Below are 17,906 nucleotides of genomic sequence, written 5' to 3' on the forward strand. Positions count from 1 at the left end.
TCTCTCCTTCTACTTTTAACGTCCGCGTGCCGCTTGGTTAATTGCATATTGTGTATTAATTGCGTTAACTGAAATACCGTATAACTGATTTGCTTTCATTAAATCTAGCATTTCTGTCGTTACATCCACACTATTTCCGTCTTTATTCGTTTGCATTGATTTTGTTTGAATCTTTGCATATGTATTTTTCGTATTTACTGTCGGTAAGTGCATTTCATTCGTTTGATATAAATCTGGATTGCTCTTTAAATCAGCCGCATTATTTTTATATAAGGCACTACTTTTATTCATCTGCTCAGCAAATGTTACATCTTGTGCTTTATAGCCAGGTGTATTCGCATTTGCAATATTACTAGAAACAGTATTTCGTTTCGTCACTAAATAATTCATATAATGGCTTACATCACTCACTAAATCTGGCATATTCCACACCCTTCCTTTTCTAACGTAATGATCCACTGATAGAAGTTTCACTTCATTATTTATTTTCTTATATGCATTTATTAAAATATTTACTATTATGTACCCTTACATATTTTATTCCATTTTTTCATTGTTGTCTTTAGAAAAATACAAAAATATAAAAAAGAATGCAAAAAACTGTATACACATAGTAATCTATAGAACATTTCAATATATAAACTATAAACTAAATTCCATTTTTCTATTATTTGGATTACTATTATTTTTTCATCACAGTCATAAAATGAAACCTCAATCAGCGGAGTTCTTTATGTAAACGAAGGAATAGACCCCCTTTTAAAAGGGGAATCTGTTTCCAAACGTTATTATTAATATTTACCGTAAAATGAATTAGCCTTCATTCGCCCATCATTTGTCATAATCATTTCTTCCAAAATCTTTTGCTTATCCCGAATATGCTGAGCTGCCTTAATAATGAACGGGCTTACTTCTGCTGCAACTTGCGCACGCGTTTCTTCATCCAATGTCATCATCCAGCGATTTAACATCTCACTCTTTTCAGCAAACTCTCTGTCTGACACTTGCAATTCACCGATTTCATTAAAACAGCTGACAAACGTCCGATAAATATCATTGTTCATTTTCAAGTGCTCCGCGGTAACCGTCTATTAAATCTTGTAACACTTTCACAATTGCATCAATATCTTTCGCTTCACGCGTTACTTTCATCGTTTGAATTTGAATGCTAATCCAATCATATAAACCATAGAGACTATCATATAAATCTTTCGTAATTTCAGGATTTAATTGAAGCTTTAGCTCTTCAAAAATACGTTCTAATTTTTCAAGAAGTGCGTCCCCTTCTTGAAGTTTAAAAGTATGTAAAAGTTCTTCTAAATTACGAAACTCTACAATACATCTTTCATAAATAAAAATTGTATTTTTAATCGGATTACTCGTCATAATATCATTTTGCATATAACGTTGCCATGCTTGCATACAATCACTTCCTCAACTTTCATTAATCATCACTTTTTTGTTTTGTCATTGCTTTAATTGTTTTTAGTTGGCTATCAAGCGCCGCCAATGTACTCTCTAGCTTTTGATACTTCTTCACGATTTCATCTTGCTTTTGCAAGTTTTGCGTCTCAATATCTTTAATCTTTTTATCTAAATCACTTACACGTGAGTCAATGTTTTTAACTCTCTCGCCGACTACACCTTTATCACCGAATAGTTTATCAAGCGGTTCTTCCATCATTTTTCCTAAACCGTTAGAACTAAAGAAAAATTGCTTCGCTGCATCGGGTTTTTCTTTTAATGCTTGTGTTAATTTTTCATCATTAACTTCCATCGTTCCATCTTGCTTTAATTGAATACCAAATGTGAATAAATAATTACCATCTTGAGAAAATGTTACGACATTGTTCATTGCCTGACGTACACTTTGCATAATAGCTTGACCTTGGAAAGCTCCACCTTTTCCAGCAAAGATATCTACTGTAGAAACAGCTTTATTATAATCAGCTACCATTTTTTTAATAACATTCGATGCATCTGTTACGTTTGAGTCATTTACTGTAAATTTTAGATCTATACCTTTTGCTTTTGGATCTGTTGTTGTACCAGCATCTGGCGCTCCTTCTACTTTCGGCTCAGTTACCTTTAACAACTCAATTTTCACACCAGGAAGAGCTTCAATTGTATTAGTAGAACCTTCCCCTTTGATACCATTAATAGTATACATAGCATTTTGTGCTTCATTGATTGTATTGAGCGCTGTGCCATCCGCCTTAGCTAAACCCATATCTTGAAATAGTGTAGATGTGTTCGCCTCAAACTTAATCTGTCCATCTGTTCCCTCTTTTTTCGAGGTCATGAAAATTTTATTTCCAAGTGTATAAGCTGATACGCCATAATCTCCATCATTAATCTTATTAATTAAATCTTTATATGTCATATCAGTTGTTACTTTTAGTTCTTTACCACCTAGTTTTAATGTTTCATCTTTAGGAAGCTTTGCATTTATATCTTTAATTTCATTTGAAGCTATTTGATGACGCTGTGCAAGCTGTGTAATCGTCATATTAAAAGTTCCTGCAATCGCACCACCATCAGCTTTTACATTAATATAACCGTCTTGTGTTGTCGTTACTTTTTTCTCATTTCCTTTAAAAGCCGCTAAGTTTTTAAAAGTTTGTGTAAAAGAACTAAATTCTGATTTTAAACTTGTATATAGTAGTTTATCATTTGTAAGGTCATTCTTTTCTTTCGTATATGGTGTTTTCCTCATATCTAAAGCATTCATTTCTAATTCGACGAAGTTAGAAGTATCGATCATATTATTTCCGAGGTTCCAAATTTGTTGTCTACCACCAATACCTGTCATTGTTGTTCCTGCCATTTTTCTCACTCCTTATAGATTACATGTAGTCTAAAATACTCGTTTTACTCATCGTACTAACCGCTTTAAGCGTCGCTTCATATGTTGCATTTATATATGCCAAGTCAGAAATTGCGACCGCTAAATCAACATCCTCAATTTCTTTACGGTTTTCTTGAAGCGCTAAGTTTTGCTCACTTAAAATTGTTTTAAACGTCTCCATTGTGTTCATTGTTGAACCAACTTCAGTCGTACGGTTAATGATGCCATCTAAGTTTTTCTTGTTTTCTCCTAATAACGGTTGTAACGCTTTTTGGTCACCTTTTTGCATCGCTTCGCTCATCTGTTTTAACGTTTTTATTACCGGGGATAACAATGCTTCTCCATTACGGAATGCTTTTAATTCATAACCATCATTTAGTTGCCAGTTCACATCATTTTTTCCGCCCTGGTACGTACCATCTTCTGTAAATGGTGACTTTTCTGCACTATCACCACCGAAAATATAACGACCTTGCTCTTTCGTATTCGCTAAATATACAACTTGTTTTAAAATTTGATCAATCTCTGCACCGATGGCTTTCAATTCTTTTTCACCATTTGGCTCATTTAATGCCTGTACCGTTAATTGATCTGCTCTCGTTAAAGATTTAAAAATACCTTGTAAAGTATTTTCAGTTTGTGTTAATACATTTTTTGAGTCAGCTAAATCTTTCTGCATTTGTTCAATATTCGCCAATGAATGTTGAATCGCAAATGATTTACTCGCTGCTAGTGGATCTTCACTCATAAGAAGATTTTTCTTCCCTGAAGTTACTTGGTTTCTATGGTATTGTTGTTGCACATTCAAATCCATTAACTGATTCTTTGCCCAGTTTGCATTTTGAAATGTAGATACTCTCATTTCTATCTCCTCCTTATATATTTCCAATCAATTATTATCACTTATCGAATAATCGAAAATAGACTATCAAACACTTCATTCATTGTAGTAATAGCTTTAGAGTTTGCGACGAAATATTTTTGGAAGGCCATTAAATTTACCATTTCCTCTTCCATATTTACACCTTCAACGCTCATTTTTTCTTGTTGAATACCTTCTAGTAAGTCGCCATGAATTTTTTGATAACCATTTACTGCACTTTTATCAGATGCAACACGAACTATAAATTGATCTAATGCTTGTTTATAAGAAAGACCTTCTTTATAATCGTCCTCTGTAACTGCTGCTAGTTTATTTGCTGTTTCAGCAGATATTTTCATTTTCGAAATATCTTTTTGGAATTCTGGATTTAACTTCATATCTTTCGCATGATCTCCAACGAAGAAATCTTTTCCCATCACTGTATTCACTTGATTTTTCATCGAACTCATTAAGTCTTCAAGATTTTTTTTATAATCAACTATCTTCGCTTTCGTGTCAATCGCTGATTTTATCGCTCCGCTAGTTACATTGATTTCTGAACCGTAAATCTCAACTGACATTGGGTCTTTTTCTTTATTTAATTGAAGTGGATATGTATCTTGTCCATTTACTGTTAAAATACCATTCATTCTAACACTCGCGATATTAGGATTCATAGATTCATAAGATACTTCTATATTTGCATACTTAGACATCTCTGTAACGATGCGATCTCGTTCGTCTAAAAGTTGATTCGGCACTTGTGTACCTGCTTGTCCAATTTTATGATTCGCTTCTGCTAAACTAGCAGCAAGACGATTAAATTCATTAACATGCGCTTCAATATCTTCTGCCGTCTGTGCTTCCACTGTATCTAAGTTTTTCGCAAGACGATTCACTTGACTTGTGAACTTCCCAGTTTCAGAAATTAATGTATCGTAGTAGTTTGGTTGTTCTGGATTTTTCGCCACTTCACGAAAGGCATTAAAGAAACCGTCCATTAAACTAGATAATGAATTCTTTCCTGTCGTTCCAACCATAGACTCTACACGTGATAAAGTCGAATTCATGTAGTTATAGTAAGAGAGCTGAGATAATTGATCATTAAACTGCTTCGTCTTTACCTCATCAGTAATACGGTCAACACCTAGCGTCTGTACACCGTAACCAATTCTCTGTTCTGGCGTATGACCATTGCTTGCTCCAACAGATCCGTAATTCACCATTTGACGCACATAACCCGGTGTATGAATGTTAGACAAGTTTTGTTTCGTTGTTTGTAACCCCATTTGAGCCGCTAACATGCCCGATAGCGGTGTATTATAATCAGATAATCTCATAAAGCTTCACTTCTCCTTTACAATAGTTCGTTCATAAAGATTTGCGAATTATTGTTTCGCTCTAAATTATATTCAGAAACAGAATCCACAATACTTTCTGTAGTTTTTAATAGTACGTTTAAGTAATATTGATTTTTCAAAAGAATCATTTTTACATTCTCTTCTAATTCAGTTACGTTTTTTTGTAATTCTTTCATTTTTTCAATTTCTTCTTGAGAAAAATACGAAAATAACGCACTTACACGAAACGATTCAACTCCTTGTTCTTTACAGAACTGAACAACCATTTCTTCAAATGAGCTTGATAACCCTTTTAAACCATCAATGTACTGCAATTGCTCTACTTGTAACTTTTGAACTGCATTTACATTTTTATTTTTTAAATTCTCATATATTTGCTCTCCAAGCGCTTGAATATTTTCATACGCTTTTTGTATAATAACAAGCTTTTCATATAATTGTATGTACATATAGCTTCCTTCCTTTTACAAGACTAAATTTACAATTAAGCCATGGATTTCTCCAATTTGATTTAACATTTCTAAATGTCCTGTTTTCGTGTTAATTAAATTCATAACATCTTCTAATTCATTCAATCCCATTTCTGCCTGTTTCACAATCGTCATTTTCTGTGAATATCCGTAACGTGGGTGACGAGACATGACATCTTTATACTGCAATACATTATCAACGTAAAAATTCAAAAATGATTTTACTGTATTTTTGTATTCCATTACATTATCAAGCGTTAATTCCATTTCAATTTTCTCTTTAATTTCTCCAATATTATCGACAAACGCTTCCATTTGTTCTAGTAATTTATCTTTTTTCGGATCTGCATGCAAATTATCCGAAAATGCAAGTCCTGTCCTGACATTTGCTTCTTTCGGCATTTGAGTAGCAGGCGGTATATGCGATAAAATTGGATTATGCGAGATAGAACGTAGCATATATATCACCTATTTATTTTTTTATTTCTTCCTAAACTTAATCGTAAAATCCAGTTATTTATAATTATACTCTGAACAGTAATATTTTGCAGTTATTTTTTATAAAAGATATGTTACAATTTAGCATGAGGTGGCACAATTCTATGAATATTTTCCTTTGTGGTTCAAATCAATTAACAGCATTAGATCAAGAAGAAATTAAAAAATTTTTAACTGACTATGCTCACAAACATAAAATTTACATATTATGTTATAAATCTATTGAAAATGAGGTTCTTCGTTTTTTCGTTGAGAATGAAAGACTCGCTCAAAATTTATGCCTTTACACGCTGCAACCATTGCAAGCAATTACAGAAGAATTTCAAGAAGTCATTGATTACTTAAAAAAACACGGAGCCGAATATGTTGCTTTTGATCATCCTTCTGACTCCATTTACCGATCAGATTATATGTTTTTTGTTAAACAAATTATTGAAGACATTGATTTAGTTCTCTGTTTTTATAATGGGGACAAACATACATCTGTCATCCCTGTCGATGTTGCAAAAGAAGCAGGTATTGATGCTGTCATTTATGATTTACCAGGATTACATGAAAAGCAAATGAAAAAAAGCTTTGAACAAAAAATTCGTATGATGTAAAGGGGGAGGCACAATATCATTATTGTGCCCATTGTAAATATGATAATTGAACAAGATTACGATCATTTTATCGCGAGTTTTAAACAACAATTCAATATGGACATCGCTTCATATAAACAAGATAGAATGCGCCGTAGAATCGATGCTTTCATTTCGAGAAAAGGCTTCGAAAACTACACTAATTTTTTAAACAAATTACGCGCTGATCAAAATTTATTTTTAAATTTTATTGACTATATTACAATTAACGTTTCAGAGTTTTTTAGAAATAAAGAACGATGGCAAACTTTAGAGTCGAAAGCACTCCCAAAATTACTCGAACAAAATAGCGGAAAATTAAAGGTATGGAGTGCCGCTTGCGCTGCTGGTGAAGAACCGTATACACTCTCTTTAATTTTATCAAAGCATCTAGCTCCATTTCGTTTTGAAATTCAAGCAACAGATCTTGATTTTCATATTTTAGAAACCGCAAAACGCGCTCAATATACAGAACGTTCGTTAAAGGAATTACCTACTGATTTGAAAGAACGTCATTTCACAAAAGAGAATGATCTATATTCATTGCATCAAAACATTAAACAAAACGTCTCGTTTAAACAACACGACCTTTTAATGCAGTCGTTCGATACAAATTATGATTTAATTATTTGTCGTAACGTAATGATATATTTCACAGAAGAAGCAAGAGTAAAACTTTATGAAAAATTTAGTCGTTCTTTACGAAAAGGCGGTGTACTATTTGTTGGTAGTACGGAACAAATTTTAACACCCGAACGTTACAATCTTCAGCGATTTGATACATTCTTCTACGAAAAAATATAAAAGAGGTCGTCACAATGGAGTGACGACCTTTTTACATAACTCGAATTAAAATAATACCGACAATCCATATGAAGAGAAAAAGAAACGTCATAGACCATTTATGTTCTTGCATCGTTTGTTTCAATGCCTGTGATAATTGTGTCATGTTCATTTCCGCAAGCGCTCTCCATACACTTACATCCCGATCTTTAGCAATGCGGTCTGTAACGCTAATTAAAATTGTTTCGTTAGATAATTTCGTTATATAAGCAGTAATAACCGTTACCATCAAGTTTATATTTCCTTCTGAAGAATCACTTTCCACTCTAGAGATAAGTGCACTTACATCTAGTAAAGGAATATGTACTTTTCTACCAAATGATAGTTGTACTTCAGCGAAATCATATGTTCCATCTAACAAAGGAAGTTCTTTTATATGCGCCTGCTTAATAAGTCCTTGTAGGCTTCTAATTACTTGTTCAAATACTTTTTCTGATTGCTTTCCTTCTCCAGATAACGTATGTAACTTTTTAAAAAGTTGTAACACTGTATCCATCTCTTTAGAAAGCATTTCCTTCATAATCTTTCCATCACTTAAACTTGCAAGTAAAATACCTATTTCATTATTTTTCGAAATAATTTTAGACTGTCCAGTAAACACTAAATTGCTACGCTTTCGTTCTTTCTGGATTTCATGCTCCGAAATAGCTGCAGGCTGTTTTAATGGTTGTAGCGTCTTATCTTCAATTGTCGTACGTTTAATCTCCATTTAAGCGCCTCCACTACTATGAAATAATTAGCCCCATTCTTTATTACTCTTTAAAACTAAAAACAGTACGAACAAACCTGACATGATAGTAAATACATCCGAAGCTTGTACTCCCTGTTCACCTTTTTCTTCTTCCTTGTCTTTCGTTTCTTCTTTTTGTTCTTTCTTTTTAGAGGCAACTTGTTTGTTATTTTTCTCTTTTTGATCCTTCGCCTTATGTACTTCCTTGTTGTCTTCGAACGGCTCTTTTATAACGTAAGTAAATTCCTCTTTCTCTTTCAACGGTTCTTTTATAAACTTATTTACTTTCTCATCTTGCTTCGGAATTTGAACAACTGGCAATTTTTCTTCTGGAAGCGGGTTTTTGATTTTCAAATCTTTTTGCTTCTCATTTTCTTTCTTATCTTCTAATTCATTTTCTAGTTTATTATCTAATTTATCTTCTTTCTCTTTCTCTTCTATCTTTTTATCATCTTCGTTTTTTGGTGCCAAAACAGAAATGGTATATTTACTTTTCTCAACAAGTTTATTACCTGCTGCATCTATTATCTCTACAAGTAATTCGTATGGCCCAGCCGGCAATGCTTCTGTTATTTCAAATACTTTTTGCCAATCCATATCATGCTTGTTGTAGTCTAATAAAAACGAAAACTCTTTATTTTCTTTCCCTTTTAATGTAACGCGCACTTCTTTTACAACCGATTCTATATCTGACGCTTTTACTCGTATATGTATAGAATCTCCCTGTTTTCGTTCAACTAAGTTCTCTTTTACTTCATCAATAGTAACTTTCTGTAACTTTGGCAATTCTTTATCTATAGTTGGCGTTTCATTTTTAATACGAATGAGCGGAACTTTCACTTCATTTTTTACGATCTCTTCTTTCTCATTCTCTTTGTAACTTTGAACGAGCTGAAGATTCCAATCACCTTGCAAATCAAAATCCCCTGCTTTATAGTTAGCAACCCAGCTCTTCGTTTCTTCATCATACTCAAAAGATAGTATTCTTTCTTGCGCATATTGCTCGCCATTTTTTTGTAACTGCAATATACCTTTCATGCTTTGAATGTTTTTCCCATTTGGTTCTACAGCAATTCGCACTTCTTCGCCAACTTTAAGCTCCGGCTTATTTACTGTAATAATTCCCTGTTCTGTTTCTATCTTTCTTTCATTCGATTGTTTATTTGCTACTTCTTGTTGCTCTACTTCTTTTTGTTTCTCTTCATCTTGCTTCGTTTCCACTTGTTCTGACGATTCTTGAGATTCCTTATTTTCTTCTTGTACATTCACTTCATTTATTTTTTGATCTGACTCAATTTGTTCCTCAGCCTGACTTTGCAAGGGGAAGAACAAGCACACATGTATGCATAGCCAACTCATTAGAAAAAACTTTACGTTTTTCATCTACTAGTTCAAACTCCTATTTCAATGCCTTATAGTGATTTCGTCACTTTTACTCCAAAAAATCCATCTACATTTACAAGTTCACCATACGCCACTAATACATCATTTACATAAATACGAATCGGTTCATCAATATCCTCATCTAGTACAACTGCTTCATTTTCTTGTAAACTTAATATATCTTGAATCGTTTTCACTGTACTTCCAAATACAAATTTCACGTTCATTTCTACATTTTGTAGAATGGACGTGTCCATATATACTGGTTCGATTTGTTTTACTTCTTTAAATTCAATAGGTTGCACAACTGGTTCTACAATTTTTTCTTCTTCAATTTCTTCTGTGGCAATCTCTTCTTCTTCCACCATCGGATACAGAAGTCGCCTTACCATTTCTTTCGCTTCGGAAATTGGCAAAATTTGATACATCTTCGATTGAAGCAAATCGCCAATTTCAAGATTGAACGTAATTTGAACGAGTTCGTCCACTTCCATTGACTCTCCCAAATATTCCATTTCTTCTTTTAACGTTACAAATTTAACATTTGGCGGCGTCATGTCCATTTTTTCTTGAAACATTTCTGACATCGCCGTAGCAGCATGCCCCATCATTTGGTTCATAATTTCTTTAATACCGCTCAGTTCTAATTCAGTAAGCTCTTTTTCTGGGTCAACTTCCCCTGTTCCCATCATCATTAAATCTACCATTGTTAAGGCAACATCTTTCGTAAATACGAATACATTCTCATTCTTTAGCCCTTCAACAAAGTCGACATTTAAAATAACAAATGGTACTGGTACTCCATCATAATGACGAACATTGATTGCTTCCACATTTGGTGTACTAATTGTAACTGGCTGATTTAAAAGCGTTGACAATACTGTTGAAGCGGAGCCAATTGAAATATTTGCAATTTCACCAAGCACATCTTTCTCTTCTTGTGTTAAATGCTCTTTTTCAACTTCTTCTACAATCTCAGTTTCCACTACTTCTGCTGGTTCGTCTGTTTCTTCTACTCCACCAGATAATTGCATTAATTTATTTACCATTTGTTTCGCATGCTCAACTGAAACAATTTGTACAAGTTTAGAGTTTACAAGATTATCTATCTTTAAATCAAACGATACTTTAACAATCGTATGATTCCCATCGATTTCAGAGATTTTCTCCATTTCTTCTGATAACTTTACAACTTTAATCGTCGGCGGAGACATATCTACTGTATCTTGGAAGAATTCCGACATAGATGTAGCTGCGAATCCCATCATTTGATTCATCGCTTCTTGTACAGCACTTAGCTCTAATTCACCAAGTTCTTTTCCGTCCTCGACTTCACCTGTTCCCATCATCATTAAATCAGCAATGGACAATGCAACATCTTGCTTAAGAACAAGAAGGTTTTCCATATCTAATCCTTTTGTAAAATGAATGTTTAATACAACATGTGGAACTTCGACATCTCTTGAATCATATAAATCTACCAACTCTATACGAGGAGCAGTAATGCTTACTTGCCTATTTAAAATTGTTGATAATACAGTCGAAGCTGAACCAAATGATATATTTGCAATTTCGCCAAGAATATCGCATTCTTGGGGCGTTAAATGCTCATTTTCTTTTTCTAGCACAATCGTGCTCGTATCCCCTTTTGTGTGTTGCTCAGGCATTTTCCCTGCCTCCTCATTTCTGTTTTTCTATCAAATAATATAAACTCTTATTTTATGTTAGCAAACTCATTAGTATAAAACGTTACTATGTATGTATCCCATTATTAGATTCGTAACGATTAGCCAAAAAGCTCCCCAATTGTATACAAGTGGGGAGCTTTCCTTCATTCCTATTATAAACCTTCTGGGTTTAAAATGAGGACCACTCGTCCATCACCGAGAATCGTCGCACCAGAGAAATAGTTAGAACTCTCTGCAAAGAAGTCACCTAATGACTTTAAGACTATTTCTCTTTGACCGATAATTGTGTTTACAATAAGTCCATAGCTGCGATGTGTGTTACGAACAATTAACACAGGAACCATTTGACCATCATATGACGCAAACGCCTCATCTACTGTTTTTTCACCAAATACAGTACTTAAATGTTTCACTTCAATAATTTGATTACGATAATTTAATACATCTTTTCCTTGTAAGGATTGGATGTCTTCTCTCTTAATTCGAATTGCTTCAACGATATTTCCAAGAGGTAAAGCATAACGCTTATCATTCGTTTGAACAAGCATAGATTGAATAATAGATAACGTTAATGGAAGTTCAATTCTAAATGTACTTCCCTTTCCTTCCTCAGAATCAATAATTAAATGTCCACCTAAACTATGAATCGTATGTTTTACAACATCTAATCCGACACCGCGTCCAGAAAGATCTGATACAACTTCAGCTGTACTAAATCCCGGTTGGAAAATAAGATCAAACACTTCACGATCTGTTAATCTATTCGCATCCGCTTCAGTTACAACGCCATTTTTAATCGCTTTTTCTAATACTTTCCCTTTATTAATACCGTTTCCATCATCCGTAATTTGAATAACGACATGATTTCCACTATGAAAGGCTTCTAATTTAATCGTACCTGTCTCATTTTTACCTGCATCACGTCGTTTTTCAACAGTTTCAACACCGTGATCGATTGCATTTCGAATTAAATGAACGAGCGGATCACCGATTTCATCAATAACAATTTTATCTACTTCAGTATCTTCACCTGTAATTTGTAAATCGATTTTTTTCCCTAAATCTTTCGCTAACATACGTACCATACGCGGGAAACGATTGAACACAGTTTCAATCGGCACCATACGCATATTTAATAGTACATTTTGAATATCTTTTGAAATATCGCCTAATCGATTTAAATGTTCAATTAGCTCCTTGTTTTGAATCGTTTGAGCCAATTCATCAATGCGCCCACGTTCAATTACACTTTCTTCAAACATATTCATTAATCTTTCGATTTTCTCTAATTGAACACGAATTGAACGATTCTCCACTTTAGCATTTTTCGTTTTTGTAGTACTTTTAGCTGGCATAGTACTTGAAGGTTGATTCGTTGCCTCTATCGGTGATTTTACTTGCGTAACCACAGCAGGTTGTAGCTTTTCTTCTACTTGCACAACTTCTTGTGTCACGACTTTTTTAGAAGCTACTTCCTTCGATATAGGTTCTCCTTGCTTTACTTCCACTTTCTCAATTTCAGAAACATGAAGTACTACTTGTTTCAATTCTTCTATACTACAATCAGTATCCATAAATACTGTAAATTCAAATCCGAAAGCATCTGCTTCAATTTCTTCAATACTCGGAGCTGTTTTTTGTATATTCCCTACATTTTGCAATGCTTCAATACACATAATGGCACGTACTGCTTTTAAAATCGCTTGCTGTTCAACTGTTATATGCACTTCATGCGAAACTCCATCATCGGTGTCTATATGATTTTGCTCTATATGTTCCTTAGGAGTTTCTACATTGCCGTTCAATAATGCTTCTAATTTCTGTTTAGTTGAGGCTACATCAATATTGCCCATTCCACCTTGTTGCACATCTGCAACCATCTTCTCCAAATTATCAATGCACTCAAAAATCACATCAATAATATCCGCATTTACAACTATATTTCCATGACGAATTTCATCTAACACATTTTCCATCTTATGCGTTAAATCAGCCATTTCCGTAAATTCCATGCTCGCAGACATACCTTTGAATGTATGAGCGGATCGGAATATTTCTCCTACAACATCCATATCAGCAGGATTTTGTTCTAACACTAGCACATTTTCATTTAGCGACTGTAAATGTTCTTCTGACTCTTCGAAAAATATATTTAATAGATCTGTTTGCATTTTTATCCCCTACCTGTCTAACAAACATTTCATTTATGTATAACAATTTAGTGTTTTACAATGAGAAAAAAGGGGGCCACACGTCGATCCGCTATCACTGTTTTGATTCCTTGTGGCACCCCTTCTATATTAACTATTTGCTACTTTTGTTAAAGCTTCAATTACACGATCCGCTTGGAATGGCTTTACAATAAAGTCTTTTGCCCCGCCCTTAATTGCATCTAATACCATACCTTGTTGTCCCATTGCAGAACAAATAACAACCTTTGCACTTGAATCAATTTTAATAATTTCTTTTAATGCTTCAAGCCCGTCCATTTCTGGCATAGTAATATCTAATGTTACAATATCAGGTTGAAGTTCTTTATACTTTTGAATTGCTTCTACCCCATTCTCTGCTTCGCCAATAACTTCAAATTCAGCATTACTTTTTAATAAGTTTTTAATCATCGTTCGCATAAACATCGCATCGTCTACTACTAAAATTTTATGTGCCATTCTTTTTAATTCTCTCCTTCTATGTATAAATATATCTTAATATTTCACCTTATCATTCTCACTCATTATACAAAATAAAATGATAAAATTTAATATTTTTTTAAAAGAATTTTCGTGTTTTTATTATTTTATTATTAAAATAATAATATACTACTCTTTTATATAAATAACAACGCGACGGTTTTTTTCCCAGTTTTGCGGTGAATCATTTGGTACAATTGGCTTTGTGTCTGCATATCCTACCGCAGCTAGCCTTTTATCGTCCACATTATACACTTCAATTAAATGGTGAATCATATTTGCCGCTCGTGCTGAAGATAACTCCCAATTAGAAGGGAATTTCTCGTTATGAATAGGTCTACTATCTGTATGTCCCTCTACAACAATTGGGTTAGGTACGGATTGAAAAAATCCAACTAATTGACTTATTATCCCTTTCGCTTCGGGCTTAACGTTCGCATCGCCTGTATCAAATATTAAATTATCTACTATAACGACGCTTACCCCTGTATCCTCTCGATATACATTCACTTGACTAATACCGTTATTATCTACATACGCTTTTAACTTCTTATATAATTCATCCATTCTCTTTTTTGAAATCATTTTTTCATCATTTTTTTCATGTGAAATATCCGGTATTGTATTTTCCATTACTTTTGCATCTACTTGCCCCGTATCACTGAACTTTTCAAGCATCTTTGACAATTTTACTGCATCTTGCTTTGATGTAGCAACTAGTAATACAAAGAAAGTTAATAATAACATCGTTAAATCTGTAAAAGTCGTCATCCAACGAGGCGATCCCTTTTGCGGTCCTTTACTCATCATACCACTCCTTGAAATATTAGGCTGCTCCTTTTACCTTTTTTACCTTTGTTTCGTATACGTATGTATCCAGTTTCAACTTTAATTTAGAAGGGATTTGTCCACGATACAATTCTGAAATTGCTTCTATTACAAACTTCTTCTCTGTATATAAATCTTCAATACCACGATATACTTTTTCCGCAAGAGGGATTGCAATCATATTCGCAAGTACAGACCCATATAATGTCGTTAACATCGCAACTGCCATTCCTGTACCAATTTGCGATGTATCTTGTAAGTTTTGGAGCATAATGATAAGACCGATTAACGTACCAATCATTCCCCAAGCTGGAGCAAAATCACCAATTTTATCTAATAATGCTGCTCCTTTTCTTAACTCATACACTTCCGTTTCAATATCTTTCAATAACACTTCTTTTAATTCATCTTCATCGTAACCGCTTAACATTAATCGAATTCCTTTTTGAATAAAAGGATTGTCTACTTGCTCTCCATCTACCTCTAAAGAGAGCAAGCCGTGCTTTTTAGACTTTTTCGAAAAATCGACAAACAAATCCGTTAACTGTTCTAAATCTTCTTCTCTTCTATGTAAAACAGTAAAAATGCTTTTCGTATATTTTTTTATTTCTCCAAATCGATATGCCACAACAATTGTCGCTGTTGTTCCCCCTATGACAATTAAAATAGATGAAACATCTAAAAAGTTTTTGAAAGCTTTTATTCCACCGCCGCCAAGCATAATTGCCGCTATCACTATAATGAAACCTACTATAATGCCCACTGGGCTAGAAATATCAAACTTCCTTTTTCTTCTTTGTGGTCTAGCTAATACTTGATTTTTCTCTCCCATATTTCTGCCCTTTCCTTTCCATTTTTATATAACATTTTTTTATTTTAATAATACGTTTTCACATATAACATGTATTATACGCTTATCATCTGTTTATCGCAATATACTCATGAAATTGACACATTTCATTTCTATATTAGAATTATGGTATGAATAAATGAGGAGGATCACGATGGAACACAACATTTTACAAGTCATTGCATTAGCAGAAAAACTAAAATATGAAATGCGACATAGCTGGCTTTCCAACGGACGTCAAGAAAGTGTTGCGGAACATACATGGCGGATGTCTCTAATGGCTATTTTAGTTGAACCTTATTTGGATCAAAAAGTAAGTATTGAGAAATTACTTAAAATGGTTATTATTCACGACCTAGTCGAAGCCGAAGCTGGTGATATTCCTGCTTTTGATACAATGAATAGTCACGAATTACAGCTACAAAAACAAAAAAATGAACTGGAGGCTATTTTAAATATTAAACAAACGTTAACAGGTTCTCTCGGCGAGGAATTATATGACTTATGGATGGAGTTTGAAGCGAAAGAAACGTACGAAGCAAAAGTTGCTAATGCACTCGATAAACTTGAGGTGAAAATCCAGCATAACGAAGCTGATATTGATACGTGGCTACCAATTGAACATAAAATGACGTTCCAAGTAGCAAAGCATACAAACTTTGATTCTTTCTTATCTAAATTACAAAAAATTATTGAACAAGATGGAGAAAAGAAGTTAATTGCTGCCGGCATTGATGTTGAGGCATGCAAGCAATAATGAAATAAGACACTCAACAAGAGTGTCTTATTTCATTATTGTTGATATAGCCTGCTTATAAATAAGCTGTTGTTTTCCATCCACTAAGATTAAAACTGTAAATTTATCCACTCCAACAACTTCTCCTATTATTCTAACGCCACTCTTTAAGAAAATTGTAACTGTACCTTTTTCTTCTTTTATTTGTTTATACAATTCTTCCTGTAAATGTTCCAATTACTGTCCTCTCCTTTCTGTGAAACATCTTAATATAAAAAACTATAAATTTTTTATTTATGCACTTTGTCTTTTATGTTCATAAACTTATTAATAAGTATATCTAAATCACGACTAAATAACAAAACTTTATCATGATCCAATCCGTGTCTCGCAACAAGTTGAATTAACTCTTTCTTTTTGTTTTCTATTTTATTTTTTAATTGTCCCATCTCCATCTCTATACTAAAACTCCCTTTTCCCATAATATTACTTGTAAAATTATAGTACATATTCTCTCATAAAAAAATAAGAAAATGGTTTTTTTTACAATTTTTTATTTTTTATGCCTAAATTATGAATTACGTAAAGGTTTATTTACAAATCACTAACATGCAATCCTAATGAATCTACAGGCATTTGTCTAATTATAAATGAGACTGGCTCGTTTTCTATACAAAAAACATACTGTATATAGTAGTCCATGAACCATATAGATTAACTTACTAAAAAGGAGGAAAACATATGAGTTATGGTGGAAGTTGCGCTGGTTTCGGCGGTGGATTTGCTTTGCTTATCGTACTATTCATCCTTCTAATCATCATCGGATGTAGCTGTTGGGGTGGCGGCGGATACGGATATTAATATATCCTATCCTTAACAAATGAACGAAAAACTATAGAAAAACAGCTCAAATATGAGCTGTTTTTTTTCATACTTTCGTATGAATTTATATCCCTCTTATTTGCGATTTCAACTAGCAACATATTGTTTACTATGGAATAAGAAACATTTTTACTAAGGGGGATTACAATGATTAGAGGTCTTTACGAAGCACATTTACCTGTCCGCAACTTAAAAGTATCAATACCTTTTTATGAATCACTAGGGCTAAAATTATATAAAAGAGGAGATAATATTGCTTTCTTTTGGATTAAAGAAAATGAGAGTTGGCTCGGCCTTTGGGAAGGCACAGAATACAAAGTGAATTATCACCCCTCTTTACGACATATCGCCTTTCAAGTAAGTTTACATGATTTAGAAAATGCGATTCATTGGCTAAATCAAAAAGGAATTTCAGCAAGAAAAGACTTTGGAATGGAACCAATTGAACCGATTGTTTTTCCGGAATTAGCACATGCAGCCGTATACTTTAACGACCCTGATGGAAATAGTTTAGAATTGATTGCACAATTACCTGTTGGACTTCCCACAGCGGAAAAAGTGTATTTAAGTGAGTGGAAAGAACAAATTCAAACATCGTCATTACATAAGGATTAATC

Annotated in this window: 22 protein-coding genes; 5 read left to right on the forward strand and 17 right to left on the reverse strand. The window is 33.5% G+C overall.

Annotation, left to right across the window (positions count from 1 at the left end):
• Window positions 1-15: 15 nt before the first annotated feature.
• From flgB to MKY38_RS13765, 8 genes are all read right to left on the reverse strand, one after another.
• Window positions 16-474, reverse strand: a complete 459-nt coding sequence (flgB, locus tag MKY38_RS13730) for a flagellar basal body rod protein FlgB (protein WP_372588481.1) — start codon at window positions 472-474, stop codon at window positions 16-18.
• A gap of 317 nt (window positions 475-791) precedes the next feature.
• A complete protein-coding gene (locus tag MKY38_RS13735) occupies window positions 792-1,064 on the reverse strand; it encodes a hypothetical protein (RefSeq protein WP_001058088.1) in 273 nt (90 codons plus the stop codon).
• Window positions 1,054-1,422, reverse strand: coding sequence for a flagellar export chaperone FliS (locus MKY38_RS13740; RefSeq protein ID WP_001149516.1), 369 nt, complete (start codon window positions 1,420-1,422; stop codon window positions 1,054-1,056). Before MKY38_RS13740 ends, MKY38_RS13735 begins: the two co-directional genes overlap by 11 nt.
• 22 nt (window positions 1,423-1,444) lie before the next feature.
• Complete coding sequence (locus tag MKY38_RS13745) at window positions 1,445-2,827, reverse strand: flagellar hook-associated protein 2 (RefSeq protein ID WP_070180002.1); 1,383 nt, start codon at window positions 2,825-2,827, stop codon at window positions 1,445-1,447.
• Window positions 2,828-2,846: 19 nt separating this feature from the next.
• Complete coding sequence (locus tag MKY38_RS13750; protein ID WP_001266403.1) at window positions 2,847-3,710, reverse strand: flagellar hook-associated protein 3; 864 nt, start codon at window positions 3,708-3,710, stop codon at window positions 2,847-2,849.
• 41 nt (window positions 3,711-3,751) lie between these two features.
• On the reverse strand, window positions 3,752-5,050 hold the full coding sequence (flgK, locus tag MKY38_RS13755; protein ID WP_016082184.1) for a flagellar hook-associated protein FlgK: 1,299 nt from the start codon (window positions 5,048-5,050) through the stop codon (window positions 3,752-3,754).
• Between the two features lie 17 nt (window positions 5,051-5,067).
• Window positions 5,068-5,520, reverse strand: coding sequence for a hypothetical protein (locus MKY38_RS13760; protein WP_000275879.1), 453 nt, complete (start codon window positions 5,518-5,520; stop codon window positions 5,068-5,070).
• A gap of 15 nt (window positions 5,521-5,535) precedes the next feature.
• On the reverse strand, window positions 5,536-6,000 hold the full coding sequence (locus MKY38_RS13765; protein ID WP_000946323.1) for a YaaR family protein: 465 nt from the start codon (window positions 5,998-6,000) through the stop codon (window positions 5,536-5,538).
• Between the two features lie 143 nt (window positions 6,001-6,143).
• Here MKY38_RS13765 and MKY38_RS13770 point away from each other — a divergent pair, with 143 nt between their 5' ends.
• On the forward strand, window positions 6,144-6,641 hold the full coding sequence (locus tag MKY38_RS13770; protein ID WP_065224021.1) for a flagellar motor switch protein FliG: 498 nt from the start codon (window positions 6,144-6,146) through the stop codon (window positions 6,639-6,641).
• Window positions 6,642-6,680: 39 nt separating this feature from the next.
• On the forward strand, window positions 6,681-7,463 hold the full coding sequence (locus tag MKY38_RS13775; protein ID WP_000582873.1) for a CheR family methyltransferase: 783 nt from the start codon (window positions 6,681-6,683) through the stop codon (window positions 7,461-7,463).
• Between the two features lie 31 nt (window positions 7,464-7,494).
• Here MKY38_RS13775 and MKY38_RS13780 read toward each other — a convergent pair whose 3' ends face one another.
• The 7 genes from MKY38_RS13780 to MKY38_RS13810 all read right to left on the reverse strand — a co-directional run bounded on the left by MKY38_RS13780 (window position 7,495) and on the right by MKY38_RS13810 (window position 15,653).
• Complete coding sequence (locus MKY38_RS13780; RefSeq protein WP_065224020.1) at window positions 7,495-8,211, reverse strand: hypothetical protein; 717 nt, start codon at window positions 8,209-8,211, stop codon at window positions 7,495-7,497.
• Window positions 8,212-8,238: 27 nt separating this feature from the next.
• Window positions 8,239-9,615, reverse strand: coding sequence for a DUF4625 domain-containing protein (locus MKY38_RS13785; RefSeq protein ID WP_070180001.1), 1,377 nt, complete (start codon window positions 9,613-9,615; stop codon window positions 8,239-8,241).
• Window positions 9,616-9,644: 29 nt separating this feature from the next.
• Window positions 9,645-11,282, reverse strand: coding sequence for a flagellar motor switch protein (locus MKY38_RS13790; protein ID WP_114555612.1), 1,638 nt, complete (start codon window positions 11,280-11,282; stop codon window positions 9,645-9,647).
• A 173-nt stretch (window positions 11,283-11,455) separates the two neighbouring features.
• Window positions 11,456-13,474 (reverse strand): chemotaxis protein CheA, encoded by a 2,019-nt coding sequence (locus tag MKY38_RS13795; protein WP_070180000.1) that lies wholly within the window; start codon window positions 13,472-13,474, stop codon window positions 11,456-11,458.
• 129 nt (window positions 13,475-13,603) lie between these two features.
• Window positions 13,604-13,972, reverse strand: coding sequence for a response regulator (locus tag MKY38_RS13800; RefSeq protein ID WP_000940568.1), 369 nt, complete (start codon window positions 13,970-13,972; stop codon window positions 13,604-13,606).
• Between the two features lie 150 nt (window positions 13,973-14,122).
• Complete coding sequence (locus MKY38_RS13805) at window positions 14,123-14,800, reverse strand: OmpA family protein (RefSeq protein ID WP_000033627.1); 678 nt, start codon at window positions 14,798-14,800, stop codon at window positions 14,123-14,125.
• A 19-nt stretch (window positions 14,801-14,819) separates the two neighbouring features.
• Window positions 14,820-15,653 carry a flagellar motor protein MotP gene (locus MKY38_RS13810; RefSeq protein WP_000504191.1) on the reverse strand — a complete coding sequence of 278 codons (834 nt, stop codon included), beginning with the start codon at window positions 15,651-15,653 and terminating at the stop codon, window positions 14,820-14,822.
• 172 nt (window positions 15,654-15,825) lie between these two features.
• On the opposite strand from MKY38_RS13810, the gene MKY38_RS13815 reads away from it, so the two are divergent.
• Complete coding sequence (locus MKY38_RS13815) at window positions 15,826-16,428, forward strand: HD domain-containing protein (RefSeq protein WP_000400780.1); 603 nt, start codon at window positions 15,826-15,828, stop codon at window positions 16,426-16,428.
• Between the two features lie 27 nt (window positions 16,429-16,455).
• Here the strand turns inward: MKY38_RS13815 and hfq are convergent, their stop codons facing one another.
• On the reverse strand, window positions 16,456-16,644 hold the full coding sequence (hfq, locus tag MKY38_RS13820) for an RNA chaperone Hfq (protein WP_000400664.1): 189 nt from the start codon (window positions 16,642-16,644) through the stop codon (window positions 16,456-16,458).
• Between the two features lie 53 nt (window positions 16,645-16,697).
• On the reverse strand, window positions 16,698-16,916 hold the full coding sequence (locus MKY38_RS13825; protein WP_000291688.1) for an aspartyl-phosphate phosphatase Spo0E family protein: 219 nt from the start codon (window positions 16,914-16,916) through the stop codon (window positions 16,698-16,700).
• Window positions 16,917-17,148: 232 nt separating this feature from the next.
• Here MKY38_RS13825 and MKY38_RS13830 point away from each other — a divergent pair, with 232 nt between their 5' ends.
• Together MKY38_RS13830 and MKY38_RS13835 are read left to right on the forward strand one after the other, a co-directional pair.
• Window positions 17,149-17,268: a YjcZ family sporulation protein gene (locus tag MKY38_RS13830; protein WP_000120179.1), complete on the forward strand. Its 120-nt coding sequence runs from the start codon at window positions 17,149-17,151 to the stop codon at window positions 17,266-17,268.
• A 168-nt stretch (window positions 17,269-17,436) separates the two neighbouring features.
• Complete coding sequence (locus MKY38_RS13835) at window positions 17,437-17,904, forward strand: VOC family protein (protein WP_000617953.1); 468 nt, start codon at window positions 17,437-17,439, stop codon at window positions 17,902-17,904.
• Window positions 17,905-17,906: the final 2 nt, after the last annotated feature.

Origin of the sequence: Bacillus sp. FSL R5-0585, from assembly GCF_038004545.1 — a bacterium.
In the GTDB taxonomy this organism is placed as follows: Bacteria; Bacillota; Bacilli; order Bacillales; family Bacillaceae_G; genus Bacillus_A; species Bacillus_A cereus.